This window comes from Oceanobacillus alkalisoli, from assembly GCF_021556485.1.
GTDB classification, from domain to species: domain Bacteria; phylum Bacillota; class Bacilli; order Bacillales; family Amphibacillaceae; genus Oceanobacillus; species Oceanobacillus alkalisoli.
Map to the genome: position 1 here is coordinate 31,522 of NZ_JAKGBW010000022.1, position 23,048 is coordinate 54,569.

The 23,048-nt window shown below is 39.6% G+C and carries 26 protein-coding genes and 1 riboswitch; of the genes, 15 read left to right on the forward strand and 11 right to left on the reverse strand.

The window, feature by feature from the left end:
• Positions 1 to 76: 76 nt before the first annotated feature.
• From LZD48_RS16825 to LZD48_RS16855, 7 genes are all read left to right on the forward strand, one after another.
• The gene (locus LZD48_RS16825; protein WP_235763863.1) at positions 77 to 817 is read left to right on the forward strand and encodes a hypothetical protein; all 741 of its coding nucleotides are present in this window, start codon (positions 77 to 79) and stop codon (positions 815 to 817) included.
• A 24-nt stretch (positions 818 to 841) separates the two neighbouring features.
• Positions 842 to 1,582 carry an oxygen-insensitive NADPH nitroreductase gene (gene nfsA, locus LZD48_RS16830; protein WP_235763864.1) on the forward strand — a complete coding sequence of 247 codons (741 nt, stop codon included), beginning with the start codon at positions 842 to 844 and terminating at the stop codon, positions 1,580 to 1,582.
• Positions 1,583 to 1,726: 144 nt separating this feature from the next.
• Positions 1,727 to 2,179 carry a YhcN/YlaJ family sporulation lipoprotein gene (locus LZD48_RS16835; RefSeq protein WP_235763865.1) on the forward strand — a complete coding sequence of 151 codons (453 nt, stop codon included), beginning with the start codon at positions 1,727 to 1,729 and terminating at the stop codon, positions 2,177 to 2,179.
• A gap of 19 nt (positions 2,180 to 2,198) precedes the next feature.
• Positions 2,199 to 2,663, forward strand: a complete 465-nt coding sequence (gene spoVAC / locus LZD48_RS16840) for a stage V sporulation protein AC (RefSeq protein WP_235763866.1) — start codon at positions 2,199 to 2,201, stop codon at positions 2,661 to 2,663.
• A 1-nt stretch (position 2,664) separates the two neighbouring features.
• The gene (gene spoVAD, locus LZD48_RS16845; protein ID WP_235763867.1) at positions 2,665 to 3,669 is read left to right on the forward strand and encodes a stage V sporulation protein AD; all 1,005 of its coding nucleotides are present in this window, start codon (positions 2,665 to 2,667) and stop codon (positions 3,667 to 3,669) included.
• 7 nt (positions 3,670 to 3,676) lie between these two features.
• Positions 3,677 to 4,027 (forward strand): stage V sporulation protein AE, encoded by a 351-nt coding sequence (gene spoVAE, locus LZD48_RS16850; protein ID WP_235763868.1) that lies wholly within the window; start codon positions 3,677 to 3,679, stop codon positions 4,025 to 4,027.
• A gap of 66 nt (positions 4,028 to 4,093) precedes the next feature.
• Positions 4,094 to 4,612: a thermonuclease family protein gene (locus LZD48_RS16855; protein WP_235763869.1), complete on the forward strand. Its 519-nt coding sequence runs from the start codon at positions 4,094 to 4,096 to the stop codon at positions 4,610 to 4,612.
• Positions 4,613 to 4,648: 36 nt separating this feature from the next.
• On the opposite strand, the gene LZD48_RS16860 is transcribed toward LZD48_RS16855, so the two are convergent.
• The 3 genes from LZD48_RS16860 to LZD48_RS16870 all read right to left on the reverse strand — a co-directional run bounded on the left by LZD48_RS16860 (position 4,649) and on the right by LZD48_RS16870 (position 8,455).
• The gene (locus LZD48_RS16860) at positions 4,649 to 5,629 is read right to left on the reverse strand and encodes a zinc-binding dehydrogenase (RefSeq protein WP_235763870.1); all 981 of its coding nucleotides are present in this window, start codon (positions 5,627 to 5,629) and stop codon (positions 4,649 to 4,651) included.
• A gap of 222 nt (positions 5,630 to 5,851) precedes the next feature.
• A complete protein-coding gene (gene thiT / locus LZD48_RS16865; protein ID WP_235763871.1) occupies positions 5,852 to 6,430 on the reverse strand; it encodes an energy-coupled thiamine transporter ThiT in 579 nt (192 codons plus the stop codon).
• 96 nt (positions 6,431 to 6,526) lie between these two features.
• Positions 6,527 to 6,633, reverse strand: a riboswitch (TPP riboswitch).
• Positions 6,634 to 6,688: 55 nt separating this feature from the next.
• Complete coding sequence (locus LZD48_RS16870; protein ID WP_235763872.1) at positions 6,689 to 8,455, reverse strand: M3 family oligoendopeptidase; 1,767 nt, start codon at positions 8,453 to 8,455, stop codon at positions 6,689 to 6,691.
• Positions 8,456 to 8,715: 260 nt separating this feature from the next.
• Between LZD48_RS16870 and LZD48_RS16875 the strand changes: the two genes are divergently transcribed.
• Positions 8,716 to 9,249 carry a YceI family protein gene (locus LZD48_RS16875; protein WP_235763873.1) on the forward strand — a complete coding sequence of 178 codons (534 nt, stop codon included), beginning with the start codon at positions 8,716 to 8,718 and terminating at the stop codon, positions 9,247 to 9,249.
• Positions 9,250 to 9,297: 48 nt separating this feature from the next.
• Here the strand turns inward: LZD48_RS16875 and LZD48_RS16880 are convergent, their stop codons facing one another.
• The 7 genes from LZD48_RS16880 to LZD48_RS16910 all read right to left on the reverse strand — a co-directional run bounded on the left by LZD48_RS16880 (position 9,298) and on the right by LZD48_RS16910 (position 16,586).
• Complete coding sequence (locus tag LZD48_RS16880; RefSeq protein WP_235763874.1) at positions 9,298 to 10,170, reverse strand: VanW family protein; 873 nt, start codon at positions 10,168 to 10,170, stop codon at positions 9,298 to 9,300.
• Positions 10,171 to 10,430: 260 nt separating this feature from the next.
• Positions 10,431 to 11,639 (reverse strand): NAD(P)/FAD-dependent oxidoreductase, encoded by a 1,209-nt coding sequence (locus LZD48_RS16885; protein ID WP_235763875.1) that lies wholly within the window; start codon positions 11,637 to 11,639, stop codon positions 10,431 to 10,433.
• Positions 11,640 to 11,889: 250 nt separating this feature from the next.
• Positions 11,890 to 12,615 (reverse strand): hypothetical protein, encoded by a 726-nt coding sequence (locus tag LZD48_RS16890; protein ID WP_235763876.1) that lies wholly within the window; start codon positions 12,613 to 12,615, stop codon positions 11,890 to 11,892.
• 117 nt (positions 12,616 to 12,732) lie between these two features.
• Complete coding sequence (locus tag LZD48_RS16895; RefSeq protein WP_235763877.1) at positions 12,733 to 14,925, reverse strand: type IA DNA topoisomerase; 2,193 nt, start codon at positions 14,923 to 14,925, stop codon at positions 12,733 to 12,735.
• A 296-nt stretch (positions 14,926 to 15,221) separates the two neighbouring features.
• The gene (locus tag LZD48_RS16900; protein ID WP_235763878.1) at positions 15,222 to 15,494 is read right to left on the reverse strand and encodes an ATPase; all 273 of its coding nucleotides are present in this window, start codon (positions 15,492 to 15,494) and stop codon (positions 15,222 to 15,224) included.
• Between the two features lie 235 nt (positions 15,495 to 15,729).
• Positions 15,730 to 15,930 (reverse strand): cold-shock protein, encoded by a 201-nt coding sequence (locus tag LZD48_RS16905; RefSeq protein ID WP_156857784.1) that lies wholly within the window; start codon positions 15,928 to 15,930, stop codon positions 15,730 to 15,732.
• A 218-nt stretch (positions 15,931 to 16,148) separates the two neighbouring features.
• Complete coding sequence (locus LZD48_RS16910) at positions 16,149 to 16,586, reverse strand: RrF2 family transcriptional regulator (protein ID WP_235763879.1); 438 nt, start codon at positions 16,584 to 16,586, stop codon at positions 16,149 to 16,151.
• A 145-nt stretch (positions 16,587 to 16,731) separates the two neighbouring features.
• Between LZD48_RS16910 and hmpA the strand changes: the two genes are divergently transcribed.
• Positions 16,732 to 17,958: an NO-inducible flavohemoprotein gene (hmpA, locus tag LZD48_RS16915; protein WP_235763880.1), complete on the forward strand. Its 1,227-nt coding sequence runs from the start codon at positions 16,732 to 16,734 to the stop codon at positions 17,956 to 17,958.
• Here hmpA and LZD48_RS18835 read toward each other — a convergent pair.
• Entirely contained in the window at positions 17,948 to 18,079 is a 132-nt protein-coding gene (locus LZD48_RS18835; RefSeq protein ID WP_255771125.1) for a hypothetical protein, read from the reverse strand. The two genes, hmpA and LZD48_RS18835, sit on opposite strands and share 11 nt — an antisense overlap.
• 178 nt (positions 18,080 to 18,257) lie before the next feature.
• Between LZD48_RS18835 and LZD48_RS16920 the strand changes: the two genes are divergently transcribed.
• The 6 genes from LZD48_RS16920 to LZD48_RS16945 all read left to right on the forward strand — a co-directional run bounded on the left by LZD48_RS16920 (position 18,258) and on the right by LZD48_RS16945 (position 22,974).
• The gene (locus LZD48_RS16920) at positions 18,258 to 18,485 is read left to right on the forward strand and encodes a helix-turn-helix transcriptional regulator (RefSeq protein WP_235763881.1); all 228 of its coding nucleotides are present in this window, start codon (positions 18,258 to 18,260) and stop codon (positions 18,483 to 18,485) included.
• 1 nt (position 18,486) lies between these two features.
• Positions 18,487 to 18,789: a hypothetical protein gene (locus tag LZD48_RS16925; protein ID WP_235763882.1), complete on the forward strand. Its 303-nt coding sequence runs from the start codon at positions 18,487 to 18,489 to the stop codon at positions 18,787 to 18,789.
• A gap of 246 nt (positions 18,790 to 19,035) precedes the next feature.
• On the forward strand, positions 19,036 to 19,194 hold the full coding sequence (locus tag LZD48_RS16930) for a hypothetical protein (protein WP_235763883.1): 159 nt from the start codon (positions 19,036 to 19,038) through the stop codon (positions 19,192 to 19,194).
• Between the two features lie 140 nt (positions 19,195 to 19,334).
• Positions 19,335 to 20,648: a serine hydrolase gene (locus LZD48_RS16935; protein ID WP_235763884.1), complete on the forward strand. Its 1,314-nt coding sequence runs from the start codon at positions 19,335 to 19,337 to the stop codon at positions 20,646 to 20,648.
• Between the two features lie 360 nt (positions 20,649 to 21,008).
• Positions 21,009 to 22,259: a DNA polymerase IV gene (locus LZD48_RS16940; RefSeq protein WP_235763885.1), complete on the forward strand. Its 1,251-nt coding sequence runs from the start codon at positions 21,009 to 21,011 to the stop codon at positions 22,257 to 22,259.
• Positions 22,260 to 22,329: 70 nt separating this feature from the next.
• The gene (locus LZD48_RS16945; RefSeq protein ID WP_235763886.1) at positions 22,330 to 22,974 is read left to right on the forward strand and encodes a peptidylprolyl isomerase; all 645 of its coding nucleotides are present in this window, start codon (positions 22,330 to 22,332) and stop codon (positions 22,972 to 22,974) included.
• Positions 22,975 to 23,048: the final 74 nt, after the last annotated feature.

The window sequence follows — 23,048 nt, forward strand, 5'->3', positions numbered from 1 at the left end:
TTCAAGTGCAAAGCAACTGCATGTTTACGAAAAGTAGTGTACAATTGGATTGTAAAAATACAACTAGGGAGCGGTTATGATGCGAATGGTTCTCTCTGTCGTCTTCATTGTAATTTTTTTATCAGCTTGTTCGGAAAACGATACGCTCTCTCCTATTCATAAAGCTGACCTGGATCTGGAACCGCTGGAAACCTCCGCTGCAAAAAAATCGGAATCATTAGACCAGGATCCTGAAGATATAGAAGAATATGTGGAATTTACAATTGATGAGGAAATCATTTCTCTTTCCATCCGTGATATTCCTATCCTTCATCAATTTCTTCAGGTCCAGAAAAAACCACAGCAAGCTATCTCGGACATGGAGCTGAAGAAGTACGTTTTAGGAATGGAAGAATTCTTTATTTTGTGCTTTTCTTGTTACGATAAGCAATGTTCCTATCTTCTCTTACATCCTGACCAAAATAAGTCCGCATTTTTAGTTGCAGATATGGCTTCCTATGTAAACCATACATTCTCCCCTGACGCAACAAAGGTCGCTTTTCATTTTAACCGGCCTGGAGAAGCACATTTGGTTCCAAGTCATGTTATTGTGTTTGATCTTAAGGAATGGACAGCTGTTACCATGAGAAATGAAGGGGATGAAGCTTTCGGACTCGGCTTTACATGGCCGATTTTTTCTATTGAATGGTCGGATGATTCATCACTGGCAATTGATTTTCCCGACCTGAACGAACCGACTGAAGAAGCGTTGGATGCTTGGACCACGCTTGAGGAACCACCATTTATTACCGAAACGTACCATTTAAATCTACAATAATTTTAAGATAAAGGAGATCATCTAATGAACGAAACAATTAAACTACTCCATAACCATCGTTCTATTCGAAAATTCACCCCCGAAAAGTTGACGAAAGAGGAAGTAAGAACAATCGTAGAAGCTGGTCAACGAGCCTCCACGTCGAGTAATGTCATGGCGTACTCCATCATCGGGATAACGGATGAAAATATAAAAAAAGAGCTTAGAAAAGTATCCGGCCAACCCTACGTAGAAAATAATGGCTACCTATTTGTTATTTGTGCTGATCTTAGCCGGATTGCTAACTTGGATTCTGATGCAGTTCATGAAAATGTTAAACAGAATTTGGAAAGCACTGAGCAATTCATCGTTGCCACGGTAGATGGTGCATTAGTGACACAAAACATGGTTATCGCGGCGGAAGCCTTAGGGTTTGGCGCATGTTACCTTGGGAGCTTGCGAAATGATATTAACCGGGTAGACGAACTCTTAAAGCTTCCGGAATATGTTATCCCATTGTTCGGTCTTGCGGTTGGTCACCCAGATCATGAGCCAAACCTTAAGCCGCGTCTGCCATTTGAAGCTGTCTTCCATGAGAATACATACCAGCAAGCAACACATAAACATGTAGAGAGTTATGATAGAACGATTTCAGATTATTACCAAGCTCGCGATTCCAATTTGAAAGATGATAACTGGTCAAAGCAAATGCTCCGGAAATATAAAATTCCAACCCGTATAGACGTAGCAGCATACGTACAAAGTAAAAATATAAATAAACAGTAAACATCAGGTTACCTCCTGATGTTTTTTCTTCTTCTCTAACTCGATAGGAAGTAAATTCCAAGTATATTTCCTCCTGTTTTCCCAATGCTATAAACTGTAATTTCAAGAATATAAGCCCTTGCAGAAAGGTGTGAAACGAATACAATGGGACGTTATGTAATTGTAATTTCCTTTCTTCTCTTACTTGTGCTGAATGCTTGTGCAACGAACAATACCGGCCAATCAGCAAATGAAACAAATCCATCCATCCTGCGCACATCTACCAACTGCAATCAAGAACCAAGTGAGCATGCAAAAGAACTTATTGAACAGGAACATGAACTCAATGAAGTTATTGCAATCAATAATGACGACGTAATCGTCATTGCAATTGATCCGAAACAGCATGACCGTCTGCAATTGAAGAAATTAGAAAAGAACTTAAAAGACAGTGTCGAATCCTCCTTCCATAAGCACAAAATTGAACTATCGACGGATCAGAAAATAGTTCTCGAATTAAGAAAGCTTGAAGAACGAATAACGAATGGTACTTTGTCCAGAGCTGACTTAAAGAAAGAGCTTGAAAGAATCCGGAAGTTATCCAAAGAACAGACATAAGAAATGAGGTTTTTTTCCGATGGCAGATCAAAAGAATAAAGCAAAACAGTATCAATCCTTTGAAGATAAACGGGAAACGAAGCGGCCAATCTTACTTAATTGTGTAAAAGCTTTTCTTGTTGGAGGTTTTATCTGTTTAATTGGACAAGTGATCACCACCTTTTATATTTATTACTTCGATTTCACCGAACAAACTGCAGGGAATCCGACAACTGCAACACTTATTTTTATTACGATGATCCTGACAGGCTTTGGCCTTTATAATCGACTTGGTCAATTTGCCGGTGCTGGGTCAGCTGTTCCTGTTACCGGTTTCGGGAACGCCGTCATTTCTGCAGCAATGGAGCACCGGACAGAAGGATTCATTCTTGGAGTTGGAACAAATATGTTTAAACTTGCCGGCCCCGTGATCGTATATGGTGTATTTGCCGCATTTGTAATTGCGTTAATCAAAACGATTTTCCTGCAATTAGGAGGCTTATAAAATGTTACAAGGAAAGCAGACATGGGAATTTCAAAATCGTCCGGTCATTCTCTCTACCGGCATAACCGGTGGCCCTTTCGAAGCGGAAGGACCTCTGCGAAGTGATTTCGATTATTTATTCGATGATGGCTGGCTGAAGGAGAAAACCTTTGAAAAAGCTCAGCAGCGCCTGATGGAAGAGGCAGTTGAAATAGCCCTTCAGAAAAGTCCAGTTGAAAAAGAACAGGTAAACTTCTTTATAAGCGGAGATTTAATTAATCAAATTACACCTACTACCTTTAGCGCTAAGACACTTGCTATGCCTTACATTGGCTTATTCGGCGCTTGCGCTACATCTACAGAAGGGCTCGCTTTATCTGCTGCTTTACTTGATGGCGGATTTGCCGATTTTATCGTGAGTGGCTCTGCTAGTCACCATGCTGCAGCGGAGAAGCAATTCCGCTACCCGAATGATTATGGCGGCCAAAAACCTCCGACTGCCCAGTGGACAGTTACCGGTGCTGGCTGTGCAATTATCGGCAAGCAGGGGCATGGTCCAGCTATAACTTCTGCAACAATTGGAAAAGTTGTAGACATGGGGATTACTGATCCTTTTAATATGGGAGGAGCGATGGCACCTGCTGCAGTGGAGACGATTCAAACACATTTCAAGGAAAGAAATGTAGACGAAAATTATTATGACCTGATTATAACCGGAGATCTAGGAAAAATCGGGAGAAAAACTTCCTTTGATTTATTAAAACAACAAGGAATTCAGTTGGAAGATAAGCAATATGTGGATTGTGGCATGACGATTTACGGTCCAGATCAACCTGTTCAATCAGGTGCAAGCGGAACAGCATGTTCAGCGATCGTCATGTACGGGCATTTCCTGAAACGGATGATTCAAGGTGAGTTCAAACGGATGTTACTTGTAGCTACTGGTTCTTTGCATTCACCACTAAGTGTTCAACAAAAAGATTCCATCCCTGCTATTGCACATGCAGTCTCAATTGAAATGGAGTGACTAGTTCATGGTATTTTTCTGGGCATTTGTTATTGGTGGCCTTATTTGTGTAATTGGACAAATCATGTTCGATGTATTCAAACTCAGTCCCGCTCACACCCTGACCATTCTCGTCATCTCAGGTGCTATCCTTGATGGGTTTGGTCTATATGAACCGTTAATTGATTTTGCTGGAGCAGGAGCGACAGTTCCGATTACAAGCTTTGGAAACTCATTAGTCCACGGGGCATTAGCTGAAGCTGAGAAACACGGATTGATTGGCGTCGTTACCGGCATGTTTGAAGTAACGAGCGCTGGTATTTCAGCCGCAATTATTTTCGGTGTGCTTGGTGCTATTCTCTTTAAGCCAAAAGCATAGTATTTTTAGCGATGCAGTTCTTTCACTCATGTTATAATAAGAAATTATAATAAGAGGAGAAAGTTAATGCAGAAAAGAACGGTAACAACCATACTCACAGTCCTAATACTCGCTGTTATTTATTTCTTTTTCCAAGAAGATGAAGGGGCTAATGCTACATTCTTGCGAGTGGTAGATGGAGACACGTTCCTAGCCGAAATTGACGGTGAAGAAGAATATGTCCGCTTACTGCTTGTTGATACTCCCGAACTGGATCACAAAGCAGGAAACCATCAGCCCTTTGCAGAAGAGGCGAGTGCACGGATGGCGGATTCCTTCGACAAATTTGATCCAATCTTTTTAGAATACGGGACAGATGAACGTGATCGCTATGACCGAGTATTAGCCTATCTTTACACAAAAGATGATGAGCTATTCAATGAGCTTTTAATTAAGGAAGGATTAGCTAGAGTCGCCTATGTTTTCCCACCAAATGATAAATATGCTTCTGATTTTTATAAAGCTGAGTCAGAAGCTCGAAATAAAAAAATCGGTGTTTGGAGTATCCCTAATTATGTTACAAACAGAGGCTTTCAAATACAGTAAAAAAATAGGACTAGGAAAAACTCCCAGTCCTATTTTTTATTCTGTTAATAAAGCGATTTTACCAAACTGGCTGTTCTCCTCCAGGTGGTCGAATGCTTGCTGGGCGTCATCAAGTGCAAAGGTTTTATCCATAACTGGTCTTATTTCATGTTTCTCCATATGGGCTAGTAACTGTTGAAGTTCTTCACGACTTCCCATCGTGGAGCCAAACAGTTTATATTGACCATAGAAGAAGGTCCGTAAGTTAAGATCTGCCTGATCTCCTGCTGTTGCTCCGTAAATAACAATTCTTCCGCCTTGTTTCAATACGTCCAACGAACGATTAAAGGTCGCTGCACCTACACTATCGATCACAAGATCAATCTGCTCGTTCTTCAACTCTTCCTTCCAGTCACTTTGCGTTCCAATCGCAAGATCCGCCCCAATCTCTTCTGCTTGTTTCAACTTTTCAGCACTTCTCGAAGTAACAATCACACGAGCTCCAAGACTTTTTGCAAATTGGATGATATACGTGTTTACGCCACCGCTTGCTCCAGGTATAAAGACTGTTTCCCCTGCTTTAATATCTCCTTTTGTCACTAAGGCACGGTAGCCTGTCAAGGCAGCAAGTGCAAGAACGCCAGCTTCTTCCCATGTTAAGTAATCCGGTTTCTTTTCCGCTTGTTCTTCATTGATAACAATTTTTTCAGCAAATGTACCATGATCTGGCATGCCAAGGATATCGAATCCCTTTGGAGGTGCGTCACTATTTTCGTGCCAGTTTAGTGACGGGTTGATGATGACTTCATCGCCTTCTTTAAAACGAGTAACAGCTGCTCCTACTGATTTAACGATCCCTGCGCCGTCAGAACCGAGGATGAGTGCTTCTTTATCGCTGCCTCTGCGGTTCGGTATATAGAGGTCTCTCCTGTTCAGACCCGCTGTTTTTAACTTAACGACTATTTCATTACTCTGTGGTTTTGGTTCTGGCATACTTTTTAGTTTCAATTCTCCATATTCTAAAACAAACGCCTTCATACCCACTTCCCCTTTCATATGTACTTTTATATTTATTCAGACAATTATCTTCTATTATCGGCGACTTTGAGCGAATTATCAACCAGAACGAATTGATTCCTATTTATCATATTGCAGCCGGAAAGAATTATGTATTCACTATGAAACAGTTAATTTAAAAAAATCTCTCCTTCATTCAGGAGAGATTTTTTACGATTGCAATGTAAGCGGATAGGTTGCAGTTTAGTTTGATGCCAGGTTGAGCAATGCACGTGGTTGTTTATGAAATAAAAAGAATACAATCACTGTTGACAATACGAATGATGGGAACATGTAGGATGCATTATAGATTGTTGAATATACCCAAACGGATTGTCCCTCGACCGCTGCTGAACCAAAAAATACTGCCCCGGCAACAACGTGCGCAAGGAAACGCAACACAGAACCGAGCAGTACACCCGCTGTTATATATGTCAGATATACCTTGGTTCGCCCGTCCCGTACCGCTTCTTGAACTTGCCTTGCGAACAAACCGGCAAATCCGATCACTGTAAAGGCGAGTGCATAATCAATGAATCCTTGGAGCGGCGTCAGAATATATGCGTTCCCCGTTGCGATCTGCAACATTCCCCAGAGGAAACCGGATACTAAACCTCCTTTTAACCCCCAACGCAGTGCTACAATGAACACTGGGATCATTGCAAAGGAAACCGAACCGCCTTGTGCCCAGATTTTAAATGATATTGGTAAAATATCTAATAGCAAGGCTAACGCAGTGAAGATTGACACTTCAATTAAAAACAATAGTTTATTAGATTTCATTCGTTATAACTCCCCTTTTATAAGCTATTTTAAATACAAAAAAAGCAATGCCAAGGGAAGGTTCCTGATGGGGAATCCGCTCACATTGCTTTTTATCCATCAAAAGACCATCATCCCTACGCTAGTACTAACTTAACAGGTTCAAAGGGTCTGAGCAATCCTCCGTTGCTCACTCTCAGCTACAAGCTCCCCCTGTTGGCTTTTTCTATGCTTTTTTCGTTAAACCTATTATAACTAATGTACAGTTATAAAACAAATTTACAGTTTAAGAAACGCTTCTACGTCCTCGATGCAAAGCTCGATTGCACCTTCCCAGAAATCCGGTTTTGTAAGATCAATCTGTAAATGCTTCATCGCAAGTTCTTCCACAGACATCCGGCCTGTATCTTCCAGTAATGCAATATAGTCATCTTCAAAGCCCTCTCCCTGCTCTTTTGCACGGGCATAGATGCCGAGGCTGAATAAATAGCCAAATGTATAAGGGAAATTATAAAATGGCGTCCCTGTAATATGAAAATGCAGTTTGGATGCCCAGAAATAAGGGTCATATTCATTGAGTGAATCTTGATAAGCTTCTTTCTGTGCCTCCACCATCAATTCATTCAATTTTGCCGGAGAGACAAAACCTTTTTCTCTTTCCTTATAAAAATTCAATTCAAAAATAAACCGAGCATGGATATTCATAAAGAAAGCGACACTACGACTGACCTTTTCTTCTAATAAAGCCTTTTTCTCTTCTGTCGTTTCCGCCTGTTCGACTGCTGCATCCGCAACAATCATTTCCGCAAATGTAGAAGCCGTCTCAGCCACGTTCATTGCATAACGCTGATTAAGGCCATGAATGTCATTCATTATGTGCTGATGATAAGCGTGACCAAGTTCATGGGCTAACGTAGCAATATTTGATGCAGTCCCGGAATACGTCATAAAAATTCTCGTTTCTTTACTATCCGGAAAGCTTGTACAAAAACCGCCAGGACGTTTGCCAGGCCGGTCTTCCGCTTCAATCCATCGTTTTTCAAAAGCTTGCTCAGCAAAATCCGCCATCTTTGGACTGAAAGAACGGAATTGCTCAATGATAAAGTTTGCACCTTCTGTATAACTCACCTTTTTAACATTGTCAGTAATAGGAGCGTCGACATCATAGAAGCTTAACTTATCTAGATGCAATTGTTCTGCTTTCTTATTTAAATAAGTTACAAAAGGTTGTTTATTATTAGCTATTGCTGTCCACATTGCATCTAATGTTTCCTGTTTCATTCGGTTCATACTCAGTGGTTCTTTTAATACATTTTCCCAGTTCCGGTGCTTATACATTTGCAGCCTGAAACCAGCTAAATGATTCAATGTTTGTGCAAATAAGGATGCTTGTTCTTTCCATTCGTCGTTTAACTGATCAAAAACTTGCTTTCTAGTTGCTCGTTTGCTTGAATTTAGCAGATTCGAGGCTTGGCCAATCGAATACTCTTCCCCTTCAATTTCTACCTTCATATTTCCTACAATCGTACTATACATTTGATTCCATGCATGATAACCATCGACAGCAAGGTCATTAATTAGTACTTCTTGCTCCACAGCAAGTAAGTCCTGTGCTTTATTCCGGTATTCCGTTAATACATATCCTATATCTAGCAAGGCTTCATGCTGAATCGTTGCCTGCCATTCGGTTTCTGGAACTTCCGCAAGTTTCTGCATAAAGGTTGTCAGCACTCCATTAAACGAAGCGGAAAGTGCGCTGCATTCTGCAACAAGTGTATGAGCCCCTTCATCCATTACGTCTTGGGCGCTTAAACAACTAACGAATGCCCCCGCCTCACGAATCTTGAACAACGTCTCTTCCAATTCTTTTATAAACTCGGTAAGCGTAGCGGAAAATATATCTGACTTCGCTTCCAATGTAATGAATTGCTCTTCTAATTGTTTAATCTCCGTTTGTATTTGGTTAAGATAATTTCTAAATTCCTGTGACGCACTTCCACCTGTAAATAATGAATCCAAATCCCAAGTTGGATTATATTCTTTCATTTCGATCCTCCTTAATCTCCCCCTCTCATTGTATCGAACTATCTGAAGAATTTCATTTTTTAAATCCATTTAAACAGAATACACGTTTGAGATGACCTACTTAGTGGTATTTAAATTTATAATGGACTCGTTTTGTTAATTTATATTTAAATAAGTATTATTTAATTAAGAGCTATTGACATTACCGATTTATTAATATATACTAGGTAACAGAAAGTAAGTATTGAAGAGTGCTTAATAATATTTGGAGGGATTTTCTAATGACAAGAGAAAAATGGACAGTAGACTTAGCGCATAGTGAAGTAGGTTTTTCAGTTAAACACATGATGATTTCTAGAGCAAAAGGGACATTCGACAAGTTTGATACAGTGATTGAAGCGAATGTGGAAGACCTTACCGATTCTAAAATTGAAGTAACGATTGATGCTGCAAGTGTAAACACACGTAACGAAGACCGTGATAACCACCTTCGTTCCGCAGACTTCTTTGATGTAGAGAATCATCCGACACTTACATTTGTTTCAACGGATGTGAAAAGCAAAGGAAATAACGAGTATGATGTAATTGGCGATTTAACAATTAACGGAAATACAAATCAAGTTACATTAGACGTTACATTCGAAGGGCAAAGTAAAGATCCGATGAGCGGTTCAACAGTTGCCGGCTTTAGCGGTGAAACAAAAATCAGCCGTAAAGAATTCGGACTTACTTGGAATGCTGCAGTTGAAACAGGTGGCGTCCTCGTATCCGACGAAGTTAAAATTCATTTCGAACTAGAACTTCATAAAGCTTAAGGATAAACGAAATAAAAGCAGTATCCCTTTAACTTAGGGACACTGCTTTTATTTTGCTTGGAAATATTCTACTGTTTCTGATGAAAATACCCCTACCGTTAAACTGCCACTTCCAGCGTTAGCGGTAAGAACAATCGGTTCATTGTATAAGTTTTTAAATGTGAAATCTGGCCCCCACCAGCTTACGGTTGCATCTCTTCCCGGTGGTACATATGGTACGGAGCGGCTATGCGTATACCTTTCAATCATTTGAATACCGCGCAAATCAACTGCGTTAAAAATCGTTGAAGATAATTGACAAATACCACCACCAATATCTTCCGAAAACTCCCCTTTTACAATAACAGGTGCCCGCTGGTATCCTTTCTCTTCTGTCCGTTCACCAACAATATCATTAAAGGAAAACACCTCACCAGGAAAAATAACCGTGCCATGCACAGCTTTTGCAGAAAGGTTAATATTCTTCGTCCGTTCTTTGTTTGCGGAATTATAGTAAGTCGTATAAGAGCCAAGACGTTTTTGAATAATTTCTTGCATCATTTCCTGATCTACCCTTGGCTGAACTGCTTTCGTCGGAATTTCAACCGCCCGATCCTCTCCAGTGTAAAAGGCATTTAAAAAAGAAGTAGTAAAACCATTTCGGTCCAACGTTTTTCCAGGCTGCTCCTCCATAATTTCAAAACCATTGCCGAGCGTTGCGTTAATGGGAGGTACTGTAACTTGTTCTTCCAATTGATCCATTAATTCGTCCAGCTTTTTCCAATCTACAAATCCATGCTCCCAGTCAGACAGCGAATAAGATTTAAGTTCGTCTCTCTGTAGAGCAATTTCATCATCTTCATCTGCAGAGACAATTTCTGTTGACAAGAGAAACAATAACAGAGTGAGCGTGAACACAAAATTTAATACATTACGGCGCAACTTTATCACCTCTGTTATAATATGGCTCAACGAGAGACATTACATACGATAAATCAGAAAGCCACTCAGTTTATAAACTGGGTGGCTTTCTGATTGTTATTTTTATTTATTAGCGGAAATCCCTTGAGTCTTCCAGGATATCACTTACTGCTCGGTAGCCTACAATTGCAGCTACAGTGAGCAACAAAATGCTGCAAAATCTTTTCATCGTTCATCTACCCCTTTTACCTTTTATAGTGGACTAATAGTAGAATTCCAAATTAGAAAGGACGATATTTACCTTTTTTCAGCAATGCTTTCGGCCCGCCGACTACTAAGAGTGTACGGTCGTCAACAACTTTCTTCATCGCAGCAGCTGGCTTCCCTTGCAATTTCACACCATTAAGGATATTTCCAATACCGTCGGAAATTCCTAGTGATGCTACTGTACCTTTGTTATCAAAAACAAAGTCTGTTAATGGCAGGCCATATAATGCATTCTTGATATTAGCCGCTACATGGGCACCTTCCTGTGTTGCTAATTGACCAGTTGGTGGATATGGTTTTCCTGTTTCTTTATCCATTGTCCATGAGCAGTCACCAATAATAAATACATTCTCAGATCCTGGTAAGCGCAGGTCAGCGTCAACATTAACTTTGCCTCGGAATACTTCAAATCCGGATTTTCCAAGTACTGGACTTCCCATTACTCCTCCAGTCCAGACACTTGTACCAGCTTTAATTAATTCATTATCTTCTCCAACAATGAATCCTTCTTCTGTACATTCCGAAATAGCCGCACCGATTCTGAATTCAACACCGCGGTCTTCTAACGATTTCTTCGCATATGCTACAAGATCCTCTTCAAATACCGGTAAAATAGATGGTGCCGCTTCGACGTTAATAATGCGTGCCTTATTACGCGGGATATCATATTTCTTGCAGAGTTCAGGAATCTTCTCGGCTAATTCACCAACAAATTCGATACCTGTAAATCCACCGCCACCAACAAGTACGGTTAAATCACTTTCATCCGTTGATTCTCCGCTGCTGTATTGTGCGAATTTATATTCAATATGCTCGCGAATAATGCGCGCACTGTCGATATCTTGAATGAAGAATGCATTATCTTCCATCCCTTTAATACCGAATGTATTCGTTACAAATCCTAATGCGAAAACAAGGTAATCGTATTCCACTTCACTGTTTTCCAGTACGACACGCTGGTCTTCTGTTTTAACTTCCACTACTGTATCGTAAATTAGACGAACACGTTTCGGATTAACCACATCAGAGATCATATAGCGAGCCTGGTTATGGTTAATTGTACCTGCTGCAACTTCATGGAGCCATGTTGCCTCATAGTGATAGTTATGTTTGTTAATCAGTACAATTTCTGCTTCTTCAGGTGACAGTTTTTGAGCTAATTTTCTCGTAGCAGTAAGTCCTGCATAGCCTGCCCCCAAGACAACAATTTTGGGTTTGTTCATTATAAACACCATCCCTTTTTTGTATTTTTTCTGTGATTAGTAAAAGCGCTATTTCTTTTTTAAGCATGATTATGTACAAAAAGAACGCTCGTACCAGTTAACTTTTAACCTACTTTATAATGATAGCAAACTTTACTTAATTAAGCCATTAATGAAATCGTTTTTATTAAATTCAGAAAGGTCATTCTTTTGGCTACATATAACAGTTGAATAGGGATTTGTTCAGACAAATCCCTTCTTCCATTCCTTATTAATGCAACCTTCCGCCTTCTGGATCTTCTTCAATCGGCTCCTCTGGTTCTGGTTCTGGTTCTGAATCTGGGTCAGGTTCAGGCTTTGGATCTGGCTTTGGATCTGGCTTTGGGTTTGGCTTTGGCTTTGGTTCCGGATCAGGCTCTGGCTTCGGTGGTTTCGGAGCTGGGTTTGGTTTTGGTTTTGGTTTTGGAGTCGGATCTGGTTTCGGATTCGATGGTGTCGGCTGCTTGTTTGTGTCAGAGCTGCTATCACGCCAGTTATTGTAATTACTTGAGCTATCTGTAGTATTATCATTTCCAGAATTTGAATTATTATTTGGAACAGTCCAGTTCGACGGTTCTTCTGTTTCTGTTAATTCATTATCCACTGTTTCTTCTTCCGGAACTTCTGGTTCTTCCAGCGGCTCTTCCTCTACTTCTTCAAATGTATCGTTCGAAGCAAGCGCGAACTTCGCTTTATCTTTTAAAACTAAAGTACTAAGTGTTTCTTTTTTAACAATATCCTGCGGCGCGTCTACTGAATCATCTTTTTCTTCTTCTGTTTCCGCCATTTCACTATCTTCTTCCTCAGTTACTTCTGTTTCTTCTTTTTCGATTTCTTCCTCATCTATCTTCCCGAGTTCGTCCCGATTTGCATTTGCTTGATAAATTCCTAAGCCGACAACCCCTACAAAAACAAGAAACGTAATAATGTTAATTATTAATAGCTTCTTGGGTTTCACGATTTTCCCCTCCCTGCTACATCTTTCCAATTGTCTCTATTGTAAGCTTTTAGCAGGAGGTTTTTCAATGGTTTTTGATAAATTATTCCTATATCTTTCATTTTCCTGAGGAATTCGTCATTTTTCCTGAGTTTGTTTCTTATTGAAATCCATTTCCCAGCTATAATATGCTGCTCCTTCTTTCTTATGATAAGAAAGGTAAGCATTGAATTTCTTCCCTTTTTTACTCGTCAACCCTTTTACATACGCCCGGTTATTTTTCAAAATCTGTTTCACCATTGTTTTGGTCGGTTTCTTTCGCATCGTGGCAAGGAATTTATCATTTTTCCAAATGGCGAATTTACAGTCGTTTTTCCAGTTTCTACAACTAAAGGCCATGTAAGTATCAACAACATCCTCTCCACAAGCTGGACATTTACCTAATACTTCGTTCGTCGCCTTCTTTTTCGCTACTTTCTGGATAATTGTTTCTTCGTCCTCTTTAATTGTTTCAACTGCTTCTGTTGTAAACTGGAAAATGAGGGTGAGAAAGTCTTTTCGCGTTTCTTCCCCTTTTTGAATATCAGCAAGACGTTTTTCAAGTCGGCCAGTGAATTCCAAGTCAAATAAACTTTTCACCGGGAAAGTCTCGACAAGCTTTCTGCCGAGTTCTGTACAGGTAAGATTTTTACCTGCTGCGGAAACATAGCCAACATCCTTCAACTTTTTAATCGTCTCTGCACGTGTTGCTGGTGTACCAATGCTAAAACCCGTTAATATGCTGCCGAGCGATTCTTCATCTGTTTCACTGTCTTCTTCTTTTATATTCTTACCGCATGTTTCCATCACTCGCAGCAGCGTTCGTTCAGTATGCTGTTTTGGTGGCGTTGTTAAATGATCGGTTAATTTCGTTTCCTGAATACCTACTTGATCGTCGACTTGAATAATAGGCAAAAGGACATCCTTCGACTGGATTTTCTCTACTTTTTTCCAACCTTCCATTAGTTGGACTCTTCCTTTTGTCATAAAAACACCGTCAATTGCGGCATCGATTACTTTCGTCGTCAGGTTGGTTTCCTCGTATTCAGCAATCGGCATAAACTGCATGATAAACCGGTTTTTAATTGCCTGATAAACGATTGATTCGTCAGCGTTGAGCCGTTTCGGTTTTAAATAAGTCGGTATGATTGCGCTGTGACTTTCTACTTTCGCATTGTTGAATACCCGCCTTGTCTTCATAAATTTAATTTCATCTTTATAAGGTAAGTCTTCGCTATGCGTCTTTAATACATGTGCCGTCTTCCCGACTAAACTCTCATCAAGTGCGACACTCGAAGTTCTTGGATAGGTAATCAGCTTTTTTTCATATAGGGACTGGGCAACTTTCAGGACTTTATCAGAGGTCCAGCCTTTATATTTGTTCGTAATAAACCCTTGGAGATTCGAGAGGTTGAAGAGAAATGGCGGGAATTCCTTTTTCTTCGTCACTTTTTTATCGATGACTTGTCCTTGTTTGCCGGCAATTTTTTCCTCGATCTCAAGTAGCGTTTCTTTTTTCTTAAATTTATCTTCTTTGCCTTCTGTATATGTCCCTTCATAAATCTTTTTCTCTTTTGTTTCAAAAACAGCGGCAAGTTTATAATAATCTTCGGGTTTAAAATTTTCGATTTCCTTATCCCGGTCATAAATGATTTTTAATGTCGGCAGGAGCACGCGCCCGATATTTAACGCTTGCCCACTCCCCTCTTGGTATTTCAATGTTGTGACAGACGTAAGATTAATACCGATTACCCAGTCGGCCCACTGTCTGCTGATTCCCGCATCCCGAAGCGGTTGCATCTCGTCATTCTGCTTTAGTTTCTCTAACCCGCTCCGTACTTCATTCGGTGTCCATTCATTCAGTAAGAGACGGTACACCGGTTTATTCGGACGTTTACCGCCACGATATATGATGCTGTCCCCGATTAGTTGACCCTCTCTATCATAATCGCAAGCGGAAATAATAGATTCCACTTCCGGTTTTCGAATGAGTGATTCAATAATTTTTAATTGCTTCGCAGCTCCGGGGTCAGCCGACTTCCGGTTCCGCGGATTGCTTTTCACTTTATATTTGAACGCCTGCGGAATGAACGGGAAATAATTCATACGCCAGCGCTGCATCTTCGGTTCATAGTCTTTTGCATCATATAATTCTACTAAATGACCAAAAGCCCATGTAATGAAATAGCCATTCCCTTCATAATAACCATCTTTCTTTGTCTTAATTTGCAATGCATCTGCAATGTTTTTTGCTACGGATGGTTTTTCAGCGAGGATTAATGTGTATCCCATCTTTAAGTCAATCCCCTTTCATGTATGTTTAACTTTTCACACTGGATTTTTTGTTTTCTACTCTCCATTTAATCTTGATCCACGCTTCTCAACCGAACGTTTATTCTTTTTTTAGTTTGGACGATTTCGCTCAAAAAGTCAATCATATTTGAGTAAATTAAAAGAACCTGTTTGCAAAATATTGCCTCAAACAGGTTCTCTTAAGTCCCTTCCTTAACGAACTTCTTGTTCAACTAAGGGTAACCTTTAGTTGAAATAGATTTGATTATTTTTCATTTTTCTTCCACATAAAATAGTTATAAATAAGTTGAACCAAAATAGATTGTAAGAAATAATAGTCCTAAAAGTACATTGGCTGCCATACTCCACTCTGTGTAAGAATAAATAACAATGAGTGCCAAAGTTATTACAGGTAAACTTATTAAGGTTTTTATCAGCTTTCTCCTATACGACAGTTTAAAATAATTTAATTTAAAACCTTTATCCACCTTATCCGAACCTCTGAACATAACCGATAAAATGATAGTAACTAATAATGCAGCTACAATGGGAATAACAAATACTGTCAAACTCAGATCCCCCTCTATTTAACCAGCAATAATCATTCACCCTTTCTCAACTGGTTTGACGCTCTAACAATCCCCATATCTTTAAATCTCTCCAATTCTTCTGGTGTCATATTTTTTTCTGCTCGTGCTACTTTTAACCGATTTTGTAGTATAAACGTTAGAACATTTAGTCCCGTGATTTTATTTAAACACAAAAAAACCTTCTGCTACAGAAGCAGAAGGGTTTTTTTATAAATTAGGATTTAACAACGTTAGTTGCTTGTGGTCCACGGTTTCCTTCTTCGATATCGAAAGAAACTTGTTGACCTTCGTCTAAAGTTTTGAAACCATCGCCTTGAATTGCTGAGAAGTGTACGAATACATCGTCTCCACCTTCAACTTCGATGAAACCGAAACCTTTGTCTGCGTTAAACCATTTTACTGAACCTGTGTTCATATGAAATTCCTCCATTGTGCATCAAGCACGTTTATTACTTTGGTTGTTCTGATAATAATTCAAGACGATGAAATACAATGTATGCTTTGACAAAATCCTGTATTGCTAGCACGAACAATTAAGTAACCTCAGTATAACACACAGCATTCAAAAAAGATACTATTATTTTTTAGATATAACATCATAACCCTGTTTTGATTCACGCCCACTGTATTCATTTATTGAATCCCCATCCATTCCTTTAATTCCTCTTCATTATGAATGAGATCTTTCAACGTATACTCATCAAGCACTTTAAAAAATGCATGCAATGCCCGATTGACGACATGTTTCAACATACATCCAGGTGAAATGACGCAATGGCTCTGACCTTTATCAAAGCATTCCAGCATGGCAAAATCATTCTCCAGCTGCCTGACAACAATCCCGACATTAATTTCTTCTGCAGGCTTTGCTAGACGGATTCCGCCATTTCGTCCTCTGATTGTTTCGATCAATTCAAGCTTGTTTAATTCGTGAACAATTTTTCCAAGGTGATGTTGCGATATATTAAATACTTCCGAGATTTCTTTAATGTTTACTAGTTCATCGTTCTCTTTCATCCCCGCAAATAATAGAACACGCAGTCCATAATCTGTATATTTTTTTAGATTCATATTCGTTTCTCCTTATTAAATACTGGTTCACATGATTGTAACATAAGTTCAGTTTTCCCTATTGATACAGTGATTACATTGATTATACAATAAAGATGTATTCAAAATACATGTTTAAACTTTTCAAAAGAGGAGTGTTTAAATTATGGCAACTACTACAACAGGTTTAACTGAAGAAACCCGAAACATTATTAAAGCGACTGTACCAGTATTAGAAGAGCATGGCGAACAAATTACAACACGTTTCTATCAATTGATGTTTGAAAACCATCCAGAATTAAAAAACATCTTCAACCAAACAAATCAACGACACGGGGATCAACCGAGAGCCTTAGCAAATACGGTTTATGCTGCTGCTGCAAACATTGATAATTTGGAAGCGATTTTACCAGCTGTCGACTCGATTGCACATAAACATAAGAGTCTGAACATCAAGCCGGAACATTATCCGATTGTCGGTAAATATCTGCTTCTAGGCATTAAAGATGTGCTGGGAGACGCAGCAACAGATGAAATCATCGATGCTTGGGAAAAAGCATATGGTGTGATTGCCGATGTATTTATTTCCGTCGAAAAAGAAATGTATGAAGAAACGAAAAAAATGACAGGCGGTTGGATTGATTACCGCGACTTTAAAGTAATGAAGAAAGTGAAAGAAAGTAACGTGATTACGTCGTTCTATCTGGAGCCGGCAGACGGTAATCCTTTCCCTGGTTACAAGGCGGGTCAGTACATTACAGTAAAAGTTGATATCGAAGGAGAACCATACACACATCAACGTCAATACAGCTTATCCTGTGCACCAGACGAAGGTATGTACCGGATTAGTGTGAAACGGGAAGATGGCACTGCTGATATTCCAGCTGGAATTGTATCCTCTTATTTACATGAGCATGTTGAAGAAGGAAATATGCTTTCCATCAGTGCGCCTTCTGGAGAATTCTACCTTGATACGGAAGATACTCGTCCACTCGTTTTATTAAGCGGTGGTGTCGGGCTTACTCCAATGATGAGTATGCTTGAAACAGTGATCAAGGAACAGCCAGAACGTAAAGTTACGTATATTCACGCTGCACAAAATGGTAATGTTCATGCAATGAAGGACCGTGTGAACGAAATTACAGAATCCCATAACAATGTGAATAGCTATGTCGTGTACGATCGCCCGGAAACAGATGACCAATACGATAAGTTAGGACATATTGATACCGAATGGTTAAGCACCATTCTTCCAACGACAGATGCTGCTTATTATTTCTGCGGACCGAAAGGCTTTATGCGTGCTGCTTATAAAATCTTAAAAGAATACGGTGTTGCTGAAGAAGATATCCATTTTGAAATCTTCGGACCGGCAGAAGATATTACAAATTAATTTTCGTTTCATAAACAACAAGATAATCCCAGTTACTGTTTTTCTTTATACAGTAGCCGGGATTTTTTCTTTTTCTCTCCCCTCCCCGGCTGTTTTGAAAAATAATTGTTTTATTCTCCATTTCTATGCTCGTCCTATTTGCCCTCTTAGAGCAAACAGACAAAATTGCACTTACACTAAATACAAGTAACCCACAGCTTTCCCCAAGTTCTCCTGTAATTTATTTCATACCAAAAGTAAAAAATAGTTTACTATATGTAAAAAATATGTTACCTTTATTTTCGAAGAGGTGAATGGATATGTCCTTTAACCAAAAAAGAAAAATAAGTAACAGGATTGTTGTGTTAAGAGCAGAAAGAGGATTGTCCCAGCGTGAGCTTGCAGACAAGTTAGGTGTTAGCAGACAAACGATTATTTCTCTTGAAAAAAACAGGTACAATCCCTCTTTGAAATTAGCATTCGATATTGCTCTTTTCTTTAATGTCGATTTGCTAGATGTTTTCCAATATGAAATGGAGGAGGATTAAGGTGGATATGCTTTTAGCTATACTACGCCTTGTTTATGTCATTATCTTCTTTGTTGCTGTTTTTATTTCTTTAAAATTTGAATTGGGAGAGGAATCTAAGGATGAACGGGGTCAAAGCATTTCGAATAAATCGTATGGTATTGTATTTCCTTTAATACCGTTAGGATGGTTTCTCATTGAATTGTATGATTGGTTCATTCAGCATTTGGACTATGAAACGTACAAATTAGCGATTTGGTTTTTAATTACTGGCTTAATGATTCTCCATGCGAGCATTGTGAGCGTTCTAAAAAGAAGGTATTAAATTATTAACAGGTATTCGGATTATCGTGTGGAATTGATATATGTGGAAATAGGTTTGATTCAGTAGTTTTTTCAATAATCGGGGCACTTTGTTAAACAATAGAATGAATTTCATAATTACCAAAGTCGGCTTTTCCATCACCATATGTAGTTGGGAACGAACCAACTCAACTACATATGGTGATGGTGAAGCATTAAATACGTATTATGAAATTCATTAAATATACTTAAAAAGGAGAAATAACTTTTGAAAATAAATTGGGCTTCATTTTTTACATTTTTTATCGTGATGGCAGTTGTTGATTTAGTAGTATTTGACAATATGGCTCTAAGGCTTGCTTTCATAATTATCGGTGTCTGTAGTGGTTTGATATTTGCTACTGAAAAAAAGCAGGAATGTAATTGAATTATTTACAGAATCAGGTGGGTTTATTTATTACTAAACATAAAATAAGTATTATCCTTTTATCTCTTTTAAATGTTGAAGGATAAGTTTTTTAATCTCTTTCCATACGATAAATTAACTAACTAAAGGAGTGTGTCTATATGAATATATGGGCCTGGATTGGGCTTTCCGGCATCGTCGTCTTCGCGCTTCTTGCCTTTCTGCGTAAAGAATACCGAACGAAAGAAAAAATTCGGGAAGCATTTATTACGATTGCCATTGTACTCGCAATTATCATTACCGTATTACTTTTTAATGTAGATTACATACTAGCCTTTCTTCTTGGTGTGATAGCCTATATCCTATTAGATAGAAAAACATATACGAAGAAACGCTTAATCATCTATGGCGGAATCATTATCGTTATCGGAGCTGCATTCTTCGTTATTTTCCGTGACAACCCAGATTATGTCCTCAATCATTTACAAGATAATCGGGAAACAACTTCCCTTTATGTTGTGAAAAATGGCGAAGAAGTCATTGCTTATCAGTCAGACATCGTACGTCCACTTGCAAGTACTGTCAAAATAATGATTGCCTTAGAATACGCAATGCAAGTTGAAGCCGGGGCACTGGATAAAACTCAGCCCGTCCCGCTTGATGAGTTGAGTCGCTTTTTTTATGAAGGTACGGACGGGAATGCACATGAAACATGGCTCGAATCTATTCATGCGGCGGGTAAAGTAAAGGATGCGCAAGTACCTCTTCACGAAGTTGCTAAAGGAATGATTACATACAGTTCAAATGCGAATACCGACTACCTTCTCCACCTGCTCGATATCTCCGCAATTAACAAGCGGATAGAATCCGTTGGGCTCACACAGCATGAACCGATATATCCTTTAGTCAGTCCCCTGCTCTTTCCAGAATATATTGCTGACGACTCTATGGACAAAGAGGATATCATCAGAGAACTCGAGGCTATACCGATGGAACGTTACCGGGAACTTGCAGTTAATCTCAGCAAACAACTAAAAGAAGGTACGATTGATATTAATGACCATTCGTTTGATCTGCCACTTGAGGTTCAAAAGGTCTGGTCTGACCGATTAACTCGAGCGTCTGCCAAGGATTACGGGCAGCTGTTAACCATCATATCCAATGACGAACTGCCGGCAGAAGCAGCTGCAATCATGCGAGATTTAATGGAGTGGCCGATGGAAATAAATGAAGCAAATCAGGACTATTATACCCATATCGGATCAAAAGGCGGATCCACCGCTTTTATCTTAAACGATGCCTTGTACGCTGAGGACCTTGAGGGTGATCGAATAGAAATTGTTTTATTCACAGACGACCTCAACTTATGGCAAAGCTTGATGCTGCAAAACAACATCAATTCATTTGAAGTGAATTTAATAGGTGATGAAGCATACCGATTGAAAGTTAAACAAACATTAGAAGAGCAGCCCTAACCTTCTCCTAAGCTAATTCATTGCCGTCCCTTCCATTCTCCCGCATACTTTATCGCAAGGAGAAATTAGAACGGGAGGAAAAACAATGCTCAAAAAGCTTGAAGCAAGCAATCAGTTACAGATCTCGACCAATCTCTTCCATCGCTCACAGCAATCACGGATACAACGCTTGTCTTATTTTTCGTCGATCTGGATGCCCCAATGACGCTTGACGGAACAATTAGCGGAATTGACAAAAAAGCATGAACCCTGCTCTACCGGATGTTTCGGTAGAGTTTTTTGTTTTGCAGATTTTACCATTGCTAACGTTTCATAAACCACTTATAATAAGAACAAACGTTCTCTATAGGTGGTGTTACGATGGATTATTCAATTTACCCGCGGCATGACATTCTATGCATCGATATGCGCTCCTTTTATGCTAGTGTTGAGGCGGTAAAACGTAATCTCGATCCAATGACAACTATGCTTGCCGTCGTTGGGGATTTAAACCGGCCAGGAAGTATTGTCCTCGCCGCTTCCCCTGCTTTAAAAGAAAAATATGGCATCAGTAATGTCAGCCGATATTTCGAACTTCCTGATGATCCGGAGATTTATATTGCCCCTGCCCGGATGGCCGATTATTTACATGTTTCCTTGGAAATTACAAAGCTAATCCATAATTATGCACCGAAAGAAGCCATCCACCCCTATTCCATTGATGAAATATGGGTGACGGTCAATGGGCTCGAGCGACTATTCGGTGACCGCCGAGAGATTGCAGAGAAAATAAAAGCAGAAATTATGGAGAGCTTTGGACTTACGGCTGCAATCGGAATTGGGGATAATAAATTTCTTGCTAAAGTCGTCATGGACCTTCACGCAAAGAAAGAGGGAATCGCTGAATGTCGCTATGAAGATATTGAAGAGAAAATTTGGCCGTTTCCAATTGAAAAAATCTGGGGAATCGGCAGCAGAATGAAGCGTAACTTGAACCGTATGGGAATTGTTACGCTTGGTCAGCTCGCCCGTTATGACTTAAGTCAATTAAAAAAACGCTTTGGCATAATGGGAGAACAACTTTACTCGCATGCTTGGGGCATTGATTTAAGCCCTGTCTACGGTGATTTCACAAAGACGGTACAAAAAGGATTCGGACATGGAATTTCTCTGCTCCGAGACTACACAGGAAAGGAAGCTGCGACCTGTATTTTAGATTTATGTGAAGAAGTCTGCCGGCGCGCCCGCACTGCCAATCAGGCGGGAAAGACGATTAGCCTTAGTATTTCCTATTCCACAGAGAAAAAAGGCGGATTTTCCCGTTCAAAAAGTATTGGACGCCCTACAAATGTAACGATGGATATGTATGAAGTCTGTATGCAGCTTTTCCGAACATTTTATGATGGGTGCAGCTATATCCGCCATGTGTACGTAACCCTCGGAAATCTTTATGATCACGAACATGTCCAGCTCAATCTATTTGAAGACAATTTAAAGAAAAATAATATCGGCTATGTCATGGATGCAATTCGCGATAAATACGGTGCAACCTCGATTCTCCGAGCTTCCAGTTATACGGAAGCAGGCATCCTCCTTGAACGAAGCAAGAAGATTGGAGGCCATCAAGCTTAAACCAGCGATGCGTAACGTGCTATAATAAGTTGGTGCCTTACTATTAAAGCAGCGAAAGGAAGAGTAAACGATGAAAAAATACTTCTTACTCACTATTTTTCTGTTTGCCATATTTTTAACAGCTTGCGGTGAACAAGAAACTCCAGTTGAAGAAAATACAGATGATGCAGCCGCTTATCCAAGCGATGTGGAAGAAAATCCGGTTGTTACGATTACAATGGAGAATGACGAACAAATCATATTAGAATTATATCCTGAAATTGCTCCAAATACCGTAGCAAACTTCATTTCCTTAATTGAGGAGGGATTTTATGATGGCGTCATTTTTCACCGTGTCATTCCCGGTTTCATGATTCAAGGCGGTGATCCAGATGGTGCTGGCACAGGTGGACCAGGTTATTCGATTGCTGGTGAATTTGCCTCCAACAACTTCGAAAATGATTTAGAGCATGACAAAGGCGTGCTGTCCATGGCAAGATCGCAGTCACCGGATTCAGCCGGCTCCCAATTCTTTATCATGGTAGAAAACTCCCCCCATTTAGATGGGGATTATGCTGGTTTCGGTAAAGTCACGGAAGGAATGGAAGTGGTGGAAACAATCGTGTCCGCTGATCGCGATGAAATGGATAAACCATTTGAAGATCAAGTGATGAAAACCGTTGAAGTTGATACAAAAGGCTATGATTACCCTGAACCAAACATCTTATCACAGTAAAGACACAAAGATTTATTTATTTGTCTCAGACAACCCGCTTCATATATAGTAAAATTATACTGTAAGGTCATCAT

Coding starts and splice junctions, on each gene's coding strand:
- thiT (WP_235763871.1), bottom strand. CDS start 6,430: ATGAAATCTAATAAACTATTGTTTTTAATTGAAGTGTCAATCTTCACT.
- spoVAC (WP_235763866.1), top strand. CDS start 2,199: ATGGCAGATCAAAAGAATAAAGCAAAACAGTATCAATCCTTTGAAGAT.
- LZD48_RS16860 (WP_235763870.1), bottom strand. CDS start 5,629: ATGAAGGCGTTTGTTTTAGAATATGGAGAATTGAAACTAAAAAGTATG.
- LZD48_RS16855 (WP_235763869.1), top strand. CDS start 4,094: ATGCAGAAAAGAACGGTAACAACCATACTCACAGTCCTAATACTCGCT.
- nfsA (WP_235763864.1), top strand. CDS start 842: ATGAACGAAACAATTAAACTACTCCATAACCATCGTTCTATTCGAAAA.
- LZD48_RS16825 (WP_235763863.1), top strand. CDS start 77: ATGATGCGAATGGTTCTCTCTGTCGTCTTCATTGTAATTTTTTTATCA.
- LZD48_RS16885 (WP_235763875.1), bottom strand. CDS start 11,639: ATGAACAAACCCAAAATTGTTGTCTTGGGGGCAGGCTATGCAGGACTT.
- LZD48_RS16945 (WP_235763886.1), top strand. CDS start 22,330: ATGAAAAAATACTTCTTACTCACTATTTTTCTGTTTGCCATATTTTTA.
- LZD48_RS16940 (WP_235763885.1), top strand. CDS start 21,009: ATGGATTATTCAATTTACCCGCGGCATGACATTCTATGCATCGATATG.
- spoVAE (WP_235763868.1), top strand. CDS start 3,677: ATGGTATTTTTCTGGGCATTTGTTATTGGTGGCCTTATTTGTGTAATT.
- LZD48_RS16905 (WP_156857784.1), bottom strand. CDS start 15,930: ATGAACACAGGTTCAGTAAAATGGTTTAACGCAGACAAAGGTTTCGGT.
- LZD48_RS16835 (WP_235763865.1), top strand. CDS start 1,727: ATGGGACGTTATGTAATTGTAATTTCCTTTCTTCTCTTACTTGTGCTG.
- LZD48_RS18835 (WP_255771125.1), bottom strand. CDS start 18,079: ATGGAGAATAAAACAATTATTTTTCAAAACAGCCGGGGAGGGGAGAGA.
- hmpA (WP_235763880.1), top strand. CDS start 16,732: ATGGCAACTACTACAACAGGTTTAACTGAAGAAACCCGAAACATTATT.
- LZD48_RS16875 (WP_235763873.1), top strand. CDS start 8,716: ATGACAAGAGAAAAATGGACAGTAGACTTAGCGCATAGTGAAGTAGGT.
- LZD48_RS16910 (WP_235763879.1), bottom strand. CDS start 16,586: ATGAATCTAAAAAAATATACAGATTATGGACTGCGTGTTCTATTATTT.
- LZD48_RS16935 (WP_235763884.1), top strand. CDS start 19,335: ATGAATATATGGGCCTGGATTGGGCTTTCCGGCATCGTCGTCTTCGCG.
- LZD48_RS16920 (WP_235763881.1), top strand. CDS start 18,258: ATGTCCTTTAACCAAAAAAGAAAAATAAGTAACAGGATTGTTGTGTTA.
- spoVAD (WP_235763867.1), top strand. CDS start 2,665: ATGTTACAAGGAAAGCAGACATGGGAATTTCAAAATCGTCCGGTCATT.
- LZD48_RS16870 (WP_235763872.1), bottom strand. CDS start 8,455: ATGAAAGAATATAATCCAACTTGGGATTTGGATTCATTATTTACAGGT.
- LZD48_RS16895 (WP_235763877.1), bottom strand. CDS start 14,925: ATGGGATACACATTAATCCTCGCTGAAAAACCATCCGTAGCAAAAAAC.